Here is a 12,253-nt window from a genome sequence, read left to right on the forward strand (position 1 = left end):
CTTGGGCCCTAGCCCGGGTCGGGCGAGCCGCCGCTGGCGCTGGTCTGGCGATGAGGGTCCGCCACGCCGGCCTCGCCGGGCTCGCGCCCGGCGGCATCGTGGTCCTGCCCCCACTCGGCGCTGCCGTCCAGCCGGCCGCCGCCATGGCCTTCCATGCTGACGCTCAGGCGCGGCACGCCCAGATCGACGCCCTGCTCCTCCATGCGACGCTTGAGCAGCAGATTGAAGGCACGCGCCACGTCCCACTGCATCTCCGGCGCGGTGCGGAAACGCATGCGCAGGATCGGGCAGCCGTCCTCGAAGGCATGGATGCCCTGCATCTCCAGCGGCGACCAGATGTAGTGGCGCATCATCGGGTCCTGGCGCAGCGCCTGGGCGGTCTCCTGCATCAGGGTGATGGCGTCGTCGATCTTCATGCTGTAGGGGATACGGATCTTCATCAGCGCGATGCCGAACTGGCGCGACATGTTGTGGATCGAGTCGATGCGGCTGAAGGTGATGATGTGCACGATGCCGTCCAGGTCGCGCAGCTTCACGGTGCGCAGCGTCAGCCCCTCGACGGTGCCCATGTGGCCGTTGATCTGCACGAAGTCTTCCACCGCCAGCGAATCCTCGATCAGGATGAAGATGCCGGTGATCAGGTCCTGCACCAGGGTCTGGGCGCCGAAGCCGATCGCCAGGCCGATCACACCGGCACCGGCCAGCAGCGGCGTGACGTTCACCCCCAGGTTGGCCAGCCCGACGATGGAGGCGATGATCACGATGGTGGCGAAAATGATGTTGCGGATCATCGGCGTGATGGTCTGGGCCCGGGCCTGGTTGACGCGCCGGCCGCGGGCACGCGCCGAGGAAGCCAGCGCCCGCTGGATGGCGGTGTCGGCGAAGATCCAGGCCAGCCAGGCCAGCAGCACGGTGAAGCCGATACCGAGCAGCGCCTGGCCGATGCGCACGCTGGCCACGCCCTCGCGGCCGATGCCGATCAGCGATCCGCCCCACACCTGCAGGAAAAGCTCGGCGAAGGCGATCCAGGCCACCACGTGGGCCAGGGTGTAGCCGAAGCGTTCCAGCCGGCGGCGATACTCGCGGCGAAAGCGGCGCTTGGTGCGGCGCTCGGAATGACGGCGGATCAGCCCGGCCACCACCAGGGTCAGCACCAGCAGCGAGGCCGAGACGATGGAGCGCGCCAGGGCGGTGGCCACGTCGCCGCCGGTGACGAAGATCGCCACCAGCGAGCCCCCCACCAGCAGCAGCGCCGGGATGTGCCACAGCCCGCCCACCGCACGCGCCATGTCGGCGGCGTTGCTGCTGTCGCGACGATGCTTGTACGAGCGATTGCGAATCAGGTGCGTGATCGGCCGCTTGAAACGGATCACGAAGCGCCCGCTGAGCAGCGCGGCCAGCACGTTGGCGATCACCGACAGCAGGTTGGCCAGGTCGTCGCCGATCGAGTCGGTGATCCGCGTGGAATTGAGGGCATCGCCCAGGGCGATCAGCGCGCCGATCACGAACAGCGGCCGCAGCGCCCGCTGCTGGAGGATCTGCACGGCGACGAAGCGATGACCGCGGGTGAACACCGAGATCACCGTCTCCACCACCACCGACAGGGTACGCCCGCACAGCGAGATATAGGCCACCACCAGCGCCCCGGTGCGCCCCGGGCTCTCGGGCACCAGCTGGGCCACGCCCAGCGCCAGCACGAAGGCCAGCGCCCAGGGCAACAGGCGGCGCAGGAAGTGAATCGCCAGCAACAGCCCCTTGGGCTCGCGGGGCAGGTCCAGCGGCCAGCCCCGCCGCTGCGCCAGCCGCCGTCCCAGCGCGATCAGGATCACCAGCAGCCCGGCCCAGATGCCGACCAGCACCGTCATCTCGACCACGAAGTTGAGCAGCGTGCCGTCGCCGGTGCGAAGCGTCAGCTCGGTGAAGTCCGTCCAGCCCTCGCGGAACTGCCGCTGCCAGTCGTTGAACGGCGAGCTACCGGACTCGGCCTGCTCGCCAAGCTCGTTGAGGGTATCGGCCAGCGCCCCCAGCAGCCCCTGCTGCCCGGCGATGCCCTCCCCCTGCGTGACCTCGCTGTTGGCGGTGCGCAGCGATTCCAGGCTTTGCAAGAGCTGGTCGCGCCGGTTCTCGTCTTCCAGCGTGGTGATGATGCGGTCGAGCGCCTGCTGCAGGGCCTCGGGATCGGGCGGCTGCTCGCCGCTCTGTTCCTGACCGCCGCCCAGGGAGGAGATGGGCAGCGACTGAGCGGCCGCCATCGGCGACAGAAGCAGCAGCGAGAGCAGTAGCAGGCCCCGCAGGGCGAACGAGAAGTGGCGATGCGCGCGTGGCAACGTGAGTCTCCGTACGTTGGTGACCGCAATATCAGAATCCATGGCAGCGATGTTAGGCTGCCGATACCGTCACACAGGATGCCGTCATGACGCCGCAACCGCCACCCGTACCCGACAATGCCGAAGGAAGGCCCCGCCGGGTCGGAGTCGAGATCGAGTTCGCCGGCCTGCCGCCGCGAGACACCGCCAATCTGGTACAGGAGCTGTTCGGCGGCGAGGTCGAGGTGCTGAGCCCCCATCGCCTGAAGGTCACCGACACCCGCTGGGGCGAGTTCGGCATCGAGCTGGACACCCAGTACGCCCATCCGGACGCCGAGCGGGTCGATCCCGACGCCTGCCAGGACAGCGAATGGGAGCGCATGCGCCAGGAGTTCCACCAGCGCACCCGCGAGCTGATCGGCGACGTGGTCACCGGCCTGGTGCCCACCGAGATCGTCTGCCCGCCGGTGCCCTGGGACGAGCTCGGGGAGCTCGATGCCCTGTTCGAGGCGCTGCGTCAGCGCGGCGCCAAGGGCACCGACGCCAGCCTGCTCTACGGCTTCGGCCTGCACCTCAACCCAGAGGCGCCGAGCCTGGACGTCGAGAGCCTGCTGGCCCACCTGCGCGCCTATCTGCTCAGCGCTCGCTGGCTGCGCGAACAGATCCAGGTCGACATCACCCGGGAGGTGCTGCCCCACGCCAACCCCTTCCCGCGGGCCTACGCGCTCAAGGTGCTCGACCCCGACTACGCGCCGGACCTCGAGACGCTGATCGACGACTATCTCGAGGACAACCCGACCCGCAACCGCGAGCTCGACCTGCTGCCGCTGTTCGCCCACCTGCATCCCGAGCATCCCCACGAGCTGCTCGACGATCACTTGGTCAAGCCGCGGCCGACCTACCACTACCGGCTGCCCAACGCCCAGCTCTCCGAATCCGGCTGGGGTGCCGTCCAGGAGTGGAATCGCTGGCTCGAGGTGGAAGTGCTGGCCGCCTCGCCGGAAACGCTGGCCGAGCGCGGTGCCCAATATCTGGCCCGCCATCGTCCGGTCTGGCCGGTACGGCTGTGGCAATCGCTGCGCCGGAGGTTAGGGCAGTCATGAGGCAGCACCCGCGCCCGCTGATCGGTATCACGACCTCCGACCGCAAGAGCCGCATCGCCTGGTGGTTCGACTGGTTCGCCGTGTGGCGTCACGGCGGCCGCCCACTGCGGCTGTCGCCCGCGCGCCCGCGGCCCACCGGACTCGACGGCCTGATCATCGGTGGCGGCGATGACATCGAGGCCCACCACTACGGCGGCGAGATCCAGCTCGACGTGCGCGTCGATCCCGAACGCGACCAGCTCGAGATGGCACTGCTCGAGCGCTTCATTCCCGCCGGCACGCCGGTGCTCGGCATCTGCCGCGGCGCCCAGCTGATCAACGTGCACCAGGGCGGCACCCTGGACCCGGACATCTACACCACCAACGAGGGGCTCAAGCGGCGGCGCACCGTGCTGCCGCGCAAGACGGTGGACATCGTCGGCGACAGCCGGCTCTACCGCATCCTTCGCGTGACCTGGTGTCGCATCAACAGCCTGCACCACCAGGCGGTGCAGGAGACCGGCCAGGGCATAGAGATCGTCGCCCGCGACCGCGACGGCCTGGTGCAGGCCATCGAGTCCCGCGAGCACGACTTCCTGATCGGCGTGCAGTGGCACCCGGAGTGGCTGATCTTCAATCGTCCCCAGCAGCGGCTGATCCGCGCCCTGGTGAAGGCCGCCGACCGGGCACGCGACACCTCCCCCTGAACGCCACGAGGCCACCCGAAGGTGGCCTCGCTGACTGACGTGTGTGGTCGGGTGGATCGCGCCTGGCGCCTCAGTCCAGCCTGGCGTCCAGGGTGATCTCGGCATTGAACAGCTTCGACACCGGGCAGCCGGCCTTGGCCTTCTCCGCCGCGTCCTGGAAGGCCGCCTCGTCGGCCCCCGGCACGCTGGCGCGGGTCTCCAGGTGGATGGCGCTGATGCTGAAGCCGCTGTCGTCCGGCGCCAGGGTGACGCTGGCCCGACTGGCAATGCGCTCCGGCGTGTAGCCCGCCTCGCCGAGGATCATCGACAGCGCCATGGAATAACAGCTCGCATGGGCGGCGCCGATCAGCTCCTCGGGGTTGGCGCCGGCCTCGTCCTCGAAGCGCTTGGCGAAGCTGTAAGGCGCCTCGCTCAGCGTGCCGCTCTGGGTGGATACCGTGCCTTTTCCGTCCTTGAGGCCGCCTTGCCAGACGGCGCTGCCGTTCTTCTGGATGCTCATGTCGACTCCTTGCGCTTGAGTGGTCGAATTCTCGCCTCTTCACGATAGACCATGGGGATGATCTCACCGTGGAACAAGGGCGGATTGCGCCACCGGGCCGCCATCTCCAGACTGGAGGCAAGACCTCGACAACAACAGACAGGAAGCGCCATGACACAACCCGCTCGCGTCACCCTGCCGGCCACGGCCCACGAGCCGGCCGTGGCAGTGCCCGCCATCGGCCAGGGTACCTGGTACATGGGCGAAGGCCCCGCTTCCCGCGCCGACGAGATCCGCGCCCTCCAGCTGGGCATGGACCTGGGCATGACGCTGATCGACACCGCCGAGATGTACGCCGACGGCGGCGCCGAGAAGGTCGTCGGCCAGGCGCTCGCCGGGCGCCGCGACGAGGCTTTCCTGGTGTCCAAGGTCTACCCCTGGAACGCCGGCCGCGACTCGGCCATCGCCGCCTGCGAGGCGACCCTCGAGCGCCTGGGCACCGACCACCTGGACCTCTACCTGCTGCACTGGCCGGGCGGCATCCCCCTGGACGAGACCCTGGAAGCCTTCGAACGACTGCGCGAGGACGGCAAGATCCGCCGCTTCGGCGTCTCCAACTTCGACGTCGACGACATGGAAGGCCTGTATGGACGACCCGGCGGCGACAGCTGCGCGATCAATCAGGTGCTCTACCATCTGGGCTCGCGCGGCATCGAGCACGCCCTGCGCCCCTGGCATCGCCAGCACGGCATGCCGCTGATGGGCTACTGCCCGCTGGCGCGCGCCGGCCGACTGCAGCAGGACCCGCTCACCAACGAGGTGGTCAACACCCTGGCCGCCGAGCAGGGCCTGACGCCTGCCCAGCTGATGCTGGCCTGGGCGATCCGCCCGGTCGACGGGCTGCGCGACCTGATCGCCCTGCCCAAGGCCGTGCACCTCGAGCACGTCCGCGACAACGCCGCCGTGCTCCAGGCCACCCTGGACGATCAGGCCGTGGATCGTCTGGAAGCGGAATTCCCGGCTCCCTTCGCCAAGGAACCGCTGGACGTGGTGTGAGACGCGACTGGAGCGACGGGCGTCGGGGCTAGCCCTGCCCCGATGCCCCGCGCAGCGCCGCCAGCGAGGCGGCCAGCGCCTGGTGCCCCTTGGCCTCCATCAGCGCCGCGTTGCGCTCGGGGATGGCCTCGGGGTCCGGGTAGTGAGCCAGCGCTCGCTCCAGCCCGGCCTCGCGGATCAGGTGCCACATCGGCCAGGGCGAGCGGTTGGTGAAGTTGCGCGGCGAATCCCCGGCCTCGCCCTCGAACTCATAGTCCGGGTGGAAGCTCGCGAGCTGATAAATGCCCTCGTAGCCCTGCTCCTCCAGCAGCGCCTCGGCCATGCCCAGCGCGTCCAGGTAGTCGTCGAAGTCCGCCAGCCCCTCGCTCAGCACCATCAGCGTGGTCTCGGTCTCGGCGTGCTCGTCGAGATGCCAGCACTCCTCCATCAGCTTCATCAGCGCCGCCGCGGGATCGGAGGCGTCCACCTCCACGTAGCGGATGCTGTCGCGGGTGACCTCGCGGCCGGCGAAGGGACACACCTCGAGGCCGACCACGAAGGTCTCGACCCAGGCGCGGGTGGCCTCGAGCGGGGAAGGAACAGAAGCGGTCATGGCGGGCATCTCGATGGTGATGGTGAAAGAAGGGGCGCCATGGTCGGCCGCCCGGCCCTGAATGGCAAGCAAGGTGGAAAAAGATCGGCTCAGCGCCGCTTCTGATCCCGTCTCGACGCCAGCCGATCGGCCAGCCGCGTGGGCTCCGGCAGCTTGGTCCGCCCCAGGCAGGCCAGCGTCCACTCCAGCGCCGAGGCCAGCGACAGCCGATGCCCCGGCGACACGAACACCGGCTTCACGCCCTGCCGCGAGCGCAGCACCGCGCCGATCGTCTCCTCACCGTCGGAGCCTGTGTCGACCAGCGGCGCCCAGTCGCCCCGTTCCGCCCCCGGCTCGCCGTGGCGGCCGCACAGCCGCGTCTTGGCCACGCCGATGGTCGGCAGGTCGAGCCACAGCCCCAGGTGGCTGGCCACCCCCAGCCGGCGCGGATGGGCGATGCCCTGGCCGTCGACCATGACCAGCTGCGGGCGGGTCGCGAGCCTGTCGAAGGCCGCCAGTGCCGCCGGCACCTCGCGAAACGACAGCAACCCCGGCACATAGGGCATGCGCGTCGGCTCGCGGTGCACCGCCTGCTCGACCATCTCGAAGGCGCCCTCGCCCGTCGGCGGCCAGGCCAGCACCACCACCGCGGCGCGGGTGATCTCGCCCCCATGCTCGAAGCCGATATCCACGCCAGCGATGCGGTTCACCGGGTCCAGCCGATCCTCGCGCTCGACCCGCCCCGCCAGGCGCTTCTGCAGCGCGATGGCCTCGGCGGGGGAAAGGTTCCAATCGTGCAAGGGAACGGACGGCATGCGGGCTCCTGATGTGTCGGCGGCGCTCGGGTTAGACTAGGCCTTTTCAACCGTGTGACGGAACACCGGGGAGCCGATGCTGAGACTGATCCACACCGCCGACTGGCACCTGGGCCAGAGTTTCCACGGCCAGGAGCGCCATGAGGAGCACCGCGCCTTCCTGGCCTGGCTGCTCGACACCCTGGTCGAACGCGACGCCGACGCCCTGCTGGTGGCCGGCGACATCTTCGACGTGGTCAATCCCTCGCTGCGCGCCCAGGAACTGCTCTTCGACTTCATCGTCGGCGCCCACGAGCGGCTGCCGACGCTCGACATCGTGCTGATCGCCGGCAACCACGACAGCGGCAACCGCATCGAGCTGCCCGCGCCGCTTATGCAGCGCCTGCGCACCCACGCCCGGGGTCGGGTACGCTGGCTCGACGACGGCCGCCTCGACGCCGAGCGCCTGCTGGTGCCGCTGACCGACGCGGCCGGCGAGACCCGCGCCTGGTGCCTGGCGCTGCCCTTCCTGCGCCCCGCCGAGGTCACCGGCCAGATGTCCCGTGACGACGAAGCTGGGGACGGTGAGGAAGCGCCCAACGACTACGTCGCCGGCATCAACCGCGTCCACAGCGAACTGATCGGCGCCGCCCGCGAGCGCCGCGGCAACGGCCAGGCGCTGGTCGCCATGAGCCATGCCCACCTGCACGGCGCCGCCGTCTCCGAGGCCAGCGAGCGGCCGATCGTGATCGGCGGCGAGGAGTCGATCTCCGCCGCCCTGTTCCCCGACGACATCGCCTACGTGGCCCTCGGCCACCTGCACCGCTCCCAGCAGGTCGGCGACGAGCGCATCCGCTACAGCGGCAGCCCCTTGCCGCTGGACTTCAGCGAGCTCAACTACGCCCACCAGGTGGTCGAGGCGACCCTCGACGGCGAGCGGCTGACCGGGGTCGAATCCCTGCCCGTGCCGCGCCCGGTAGCCATGCACCGGCTCGGCCCCGCACCGCTCGACGCCGTGCTGGCCGAGCTGGAGGCGCTGGAGGCGCTGGAACTCGATGCCGATCTGCCGAGAGAACGCTGGCCCTGGCTGGAGCTGCGCGTCGAGCTCGAGGCGCCGATGCCCGACCTCCGCGCCCGCGTCGACGCCGCCCTCGAGGGCAAGCCACTGCGCCTGCTGCGCCTCGAGCGGCGCCTGCCGCAAGTCGCGGCCGAGCACGCTCCCGAGCGCGTCGATCTCGAGACGCTCGGCCCCCGCCGGCTGTTCGAGCGCACCTGGCAGGGCCGTTGGGGCGAGCCGCCGGACGACGACATCCTGGCCGACTTCGACCGCCTGCGTCAGGACGTGCTGGACGCCGGCGAGGAGGACTCCGCATGAAGATCCTCGCCCTGCGCCTGGCCAACCTGGCCTCGATTCCCGGGCCGCTCGAGCTCGATTTCACCGAGCCGCCGCTCAGCGATGCCGGGCTGTTCGCCATCACCGGCCCCACCGGCGCCGGCAAGAGCACCCTGCTCGATGCCCTGTGCCTGGCACTCTACGGCGGCACGCCCCGGCTGCGCCAGGCCCCCGGCCGCGAGGCGCCGCTGCCCGACGTCGGCGACGCCACCCTCAACACCGCCGACCCGCGCACCCTGCTGCGTCGGGGCACGGCCAGCGGCTACGCCGAGGTCGATTTTCTCGGCCGCGACGGCCGCCGCTACCGCGCCCGCTGGGCGGTGCGCCGCGCCCGCGAGAAGGCCGGCGGCCGTCTGCAGGCCGTCGACCAGTCGCTGCGCGACCTCGACGACGAGCGACTGCTCACCAACCAGAAGCGCGAGTTCGACCGCCTGCTGCCCGAGTGCCTGGGCCTGAGCTTCGAGCAGTTCACCCGCGCCGTGCTGCTGGCCCAGAGCGAGTTCGCCGCCTTCCTCAAGGCCGACGACAACGAGCGCAGCGACCTGCTGGAGCGGCTGACCGGCACCACCGAATACTCCGCCATCTCCATCGCCGCCTATCGCCGCGCCAGCGAGGCCAGGAAGGCAGTGGACAGGATCGAGGCCCGGCTCGCCGACGACCTGCCCGCCGAGCCCGAGGCCCGCGCCGAGCTCGAACGCGCCGCCGAGACCACCCAGCGAGCGCTCACCGACCTGCAGGCGCACTCGGCATCGCTTCAGGCCAGGCAGCACTGGCATGAAAAAGATGATCAACTGAAAGCCACCTTCCAGCGCGGTCAGAGCGACCTGGACACGGCCGAGGACGCCTGGAGTTCACTCGCCCCCGCCCGGCGGGATCAGGCCTGGCGACGGGTGATCCTGCCCCGGCGCCACAAACTGACGCGCCAGGCCGCGCTGCCCGGCGAACTCGAGGCCCTGGCGGCGACGCACGCCGAGACGCAGCGAGCGCTTACCGACGCCGAGAGCGCCGAGCAGAGCGCCCGCGAGACCAGCGAGGCCGCCGAACGCTCGCTGGCGGACGCCACCGAGGCACGCCAGCAGGCCGAGCCCGCCCTGCGCGAGGCCCGCGAACGGGCCCAGCGCCTCGCGACCCAGGACCAGCAGCTGGCAGAGCTCGAGCACACTCACCAGGAGCGCCGCCGACGCACCGACGCCCTCGCCGAGCAGCGACGCCAGGCCGACGCGGCCCATGGCCAGCGGCGCGAACAGCGCGACCGCTGGCACGCCGCCCTCGAACGCCTGATCGGCGACCATGACGATCTGGACGCCGCCCGTCAGGCCGCCCAGCGGGCCCACGACGCAGCCGCCCAGCGCCGGCTCGAACTGGGTGAGCTGCACGGCCGCTGGCAGGAAGCCTGCCGCGCCGAGCAGGCCCATCAGGCGCTGAAGACACGCCTGGCGGAGAGCGAACAACGCCTCGAGGCGCTGCTCGGCCGGGGCCAGGCCGCCCGCCAGCGCCTCGACGACGCCGAACGCCATCTCACGAGCGTTCAGGCGTTCGTCGAGCGCAACCGCGCCGTGCGCAGCGAGAGCGTCATCCACCTGCGCGAGGGCCTCGCGGACGGCGAGCCCTGCCCGGTCTGTGGCGGCCTCGAGCATCCCTGGCGTCACCGGCCACCCGCCTCGCCGGAAGCGGCCCAGCTCGCCGCCCAGCAGGCAGAAGAGGATCGCCAGCTGGCACAGGCGCAGGATCAGCGCGATCGGGCCTACCAGCAGCGCCATGACATCGAAGGCGAATACCGCGCCCTGAAGGCTTCGGTGGCCCAGCAGCGCGAGGACCTCGGAACCGCCGATCGGCAGCGCGCCGAGGCGCAGCGGACGCTGGACGCGCATCCGCTGCAGCCGGAGCTGGCCACCATCGCCGCCGAGGAGCGCGAGGCCTGGCTGGACCATCAGCGGCAGGCCAGCGAGGCACGGAAAACCGAGCATCGGCGCGTCCTCGACGAGCTGTCCCGGGCCGAGACCGAGCTCGCACCGCTGAACCAGGCGCTGCATCGGGACGAGATCGAGCTCGCCCGGCTCGGCTCCCAGCAGAGCGAGCTCGAACAGGAACTCGACGGGCTGGCCGAACGGCTGCCGCCGCTTCGCCAGGCCCGCGAGGCCCTGGCCGCCGACCTGCGCGAACGCCTCGGCGAGCACGCCTCGCCGGACGCCTGGCAGCAGCACCTCGACGCCCGTCAGCAGGCCGCCGCCAGCGCGCGCGACGCGGCCCTGGCCCGCCATCACGAAGCGCAGACCGAGCATCAGCGCCTCGCCCAGCAGGCGGCCCACGAGGCCGAGCGACTCGAGACACTGCGCCGCGAGCGCGACGCCCTCGAGGCCGAGCTGGCCGAGTGGCGGCGGGCCCATCCCGAACTGGACGACGCCACCCTCGCCCGGCTGCTGGCCCAGTCCGACGACGAGGCCGAGCGCCAGCGGCGGCAGCTGGAAGACGCCGACCAGGCCCGTCAGCAGGCTGCCGCCGCTCTCAAGGAACGCCGCCAGGCGCTGATCGATCATCGTCGCGAGCAGGGCCTGGTCGACGCCGACGATGAGGCGGCACTGCTGGAAGCGAGTGCCGAGGCCGAGATCGCCCGTCGCCGCGAGGCACTCGCCGAAGAGCGCGAGAGCCTCACCCCGCGGCTGGAAAGCGCCCAGCAGCAGCGCGACGAGGCCACTCACGCCCTGCACGACGACGACCGGCGGCGCCAGCGCCAGCAGGACGCTCAGGCCGAGCTCGAGGCGGCGCGGGCCGAGCATCGCCGCTGGGGCCGGATCAGCGAGCTGATCGGCTCCGCCGACGGCAAGGCGTTCCGGCGCATCGCCCAGGCCTACAACCTGGAACAGCTGCTGGAGCACGCCAACGCGCACCTCGGCGGGCTGTCGCGGCGCTACCGGCTGGTGCGCGGCGGCAGCGAGCTCGGGCTGCTGGTGGTCGACCACGACATGGGCGACGAGCGCCGCTCGGTGCACTCGCTGTCCGGTGGCGAGACCTTCCTGGTCTCGCTGGCCCTGGCGCTGGGGCTGGCCTCCATGGCCTCCGGCGAGCTGGTCATCGAGTCGCTGTTCATCGACGAAGGCTTCGGCAGCCTCGATCCGCAGTCGCTGGCGCTGGCCATGGAGGCCCTCGACGGCCTGCAGGCGCTGGGCCGCCGCGTCGGGGTGATCTCCCACGTCCAGGAGATGCACGAGCGCATCCCGGTGCAGATCCGCGTCGAACCGCTGGGCAACGGCACCAGCCAGGCACGGCTGGTCAGCGGGTGAGACCGAACGCCATTGTCGCGACATTACCTGCACGCTATCCTGTACAGGACAATATCCTGTACAGGAGAGTACTCATGGAAGCCATCAGCTATACGGCGGCGCGCAGTCACCTGGCGAAGACCATGCAGCAGGTGTGCGACGATCACATGCCCATCACCATCACCCGCAGCAAGGCGCCGTCGGTGGTGATGATATCGCTGGAAGACTACGAGGCTCTGCAGGAGACCGCCTACCTGCTGCGCTCGCCGAAGAACGCCCGCCGCCTGCTCGAATCCATCGCCCAGTTGGAGGAAGGCGACGGGCAGGAGCGGGAGCTCATCGAGGGATGAAGCTCACCTTCTCCGAGCATGCCTGGGAGGAATACCTCTACTGGCAGAAGACCGACAAGAAGGTGCTACGCCGGATCAACCAGCTGATCGAGGAGATCCAGCGCACGCCCTTAGAGGGCATCGGCAAGCCGGAGCCCCTGAAGCATGGTCTTGCGGGTTACTGGTCGCGACGCATCAACGATGAACATCGCCTCGTCTACAAGGTGACGGAAGATGCCTTGCTGATTGCTCAGCTGCGTTATCACTACTAGTCCAT

Annotated in this window: 11 protein-coding genes; 7 read left to right on the forward strand and 4 right to left on the reverse strand. The window is 70.4% G+C overall.

Features of this window, described 5'->3' with window-relative positions; genetic code table 11:
- Nucleotides 1–8: 8 nt before the first annotated feature.
- Nucleotides 9–2,327 (reverse strand): mechanosensitive ion channel family protein, encoded by a 2,319-nt coding sequence (locus C9J49_RS04310; RefSeq protein ID WP_046079914.1) that lies wholly within the window; start codon nt 2,325–2,327, stop codon nt 9–11.
- 86 nt (nt 2,328–2,413) lie between these two features.
- Between C9J49_RS04310 and C9J49_RS04315 the strand changes: the two genes are divergently transcribed.
- Nucleotides 2,414–3,409 (forward strand): amidoligase family protein, encoded by a 996-nt coding sequence (locus tag C9J49_RS04315; RefSeq protein ID WP_046079913.1) that lies wholly within the window; start codon nt 2,414–2,416, stop codon nt 3,407–3,409.
- Nucleotides 3,406–4,095: a gamma-glutamyl-gamma-aminobutyrate hydrolase family protein gene (locus tag C9J49_RS04320; RefSeq protein ID WP_046079912.1), complete on the forward strand. Its 690-nt coding sequence runs from the start codon at nt 3,406–3,408 to the stop codon at nt 4,093–4,095. The genes C9J49_RS04315 and C9J49_RS04320 overlap by 4 nt, the downstream gene beginning before the upstream one ends.
- Nucleotides 4,096–4,165: 70 nt before the next feature.
- On the opposite strand, the gene C9J49_RS04325 is transcribed toward C9J49_RS04320, so the two are convergent.
- Nucleotides 4,166–4,594, reverse strand: coding sequence for an OsmC family protein (locus C9J49_RS04325; RefSeq protein WP_046079911.1), 429 nt, complete (start codon nt 4,592–4,594; stop codon nt 4,166–4,168).
- A 150-nt stretch (nt 4,595–4,744) separates the two neighbouring features.
- On the opposite strand from C9J49_RS04325, the gene C9J49_RS04330 reads away from it, so the two are divergent.
- Nucleotides 4,745–5,629 carry an aldo/keto reductase gene (locus C9J49_RS04330; RefSeq protein ID WP_052052391.1) on the forward strand — a complete coding sequence of 295 codons (885 nt, stop codon included), beginning with the start codon at nt 4,745–4,747 and terminating at the stop codon, nt 5,627–5,629.
- Nucleotides 5,630–5,657: 28 nt separating this feature from the next.
- Here the strand turns inward: C9J49_RS04330 and C9J49_RS04335 are convergent, their stop codons facing one another.
- On the reverse strand, nt 5,658–6,221 hold the full coding sequence (locus C9J49_RS04335; protein WP_046080481.1) for a DUF1415 domain-containing protein: 564 nt from the start codon (nt 6,219–6,221) through the stop codon (nt 5,658–5,660).
- A gap of 89 nt (nt 6,222–6,310) precedes the next feature.
- On the reverse strand, nt 6,311–7,015 hold the full coding sequence (gene nfi / locus C9J49_RS04340; protein WP_107181615.1) for a deoxyribonuclease V: 705 nt from the start codon (nt 7,013–7,015) through the stop codon (nt 6,311–6,313).
- 76 nt (nt 7,016–7,091) lie between these two features.
- On the opposite strand from nfi, the gene C9J49_RS04345 reads away from it, so the two are divergent.
- The 4 genes from C9J49_RS04345 (at nt 7,092) to C9J49_RS04360 (ending at nt 12,248) form a co-directional block, all read left to right on the forward strand.
- Nucleotides 7,092–8,369 carry an exonuclease SbcCD subunit D C-terminal domain-containing protein gene (locus C9J49_RS04345; protein ID WP_107181616.1) on the forward strand — a complete coding sequence of 426 codons (1,278 nt, stop codon included), beginning with the start codon at nt 7,092–7,094 and terminating at the stop codon, nt 8,367–8,369.
- Nucleotides 8,366–11,668, forward strand: coding sequence for an AAA family ATPase (locus tag C9J49_RS04350; RefSeq protein ID WP_107181617.1), 3,303 nt, complete (start codon nt 8,366–8,368; stop codon nt 11,666–11,668). The genes C9J49_RS04345 and C9J49_RS04350 overlap by 4 nt, the downstream gene beginning before the upstream one ends.
- 74 nt (nt 11,669–11,742) lie before the next feature.
- On the forward strand, nt 11,743–11,997 hold the full coding sequence (locus C9J49_RS04355) for a type II toxin-antitoxin system Phd/YefM family antitoxin (protein WP_107181618.1): 255 nt from the start codon (nt 11,743–11,745) through the stop codon (nt 11,995–11,997).
- Nucleotides 11,994–12,248 carry a Txe/YoeB family addiction module toxin gene (locus C9J49_RS04360; RefSeq protein WP_107181619.1) on the forward strand — a complete coding sequence of 85 codons (255 nt, stop codon included), beginning with the start codon at nt 11,994–11,996 and terminating at the stop codon, nt 12,246–12,248. Before C9J49_RS04355 ends, C9J49_RS04360 begins: the two co-directional genes overlap by 4 nt.
- Nucleotides 12,249–12,253 lie beyond the last annotated feature (5 nt).

It is taken from the genome of Halomonas sp. SL1 (assembly GCF_003030865.2).
Taxonomy (GTDB): Bacteria; Pseudomonadota; Gammaproteobacteria; order Pseudomonadales; family Halomonadaceae; genus Halomonas; species Halomonas halophila.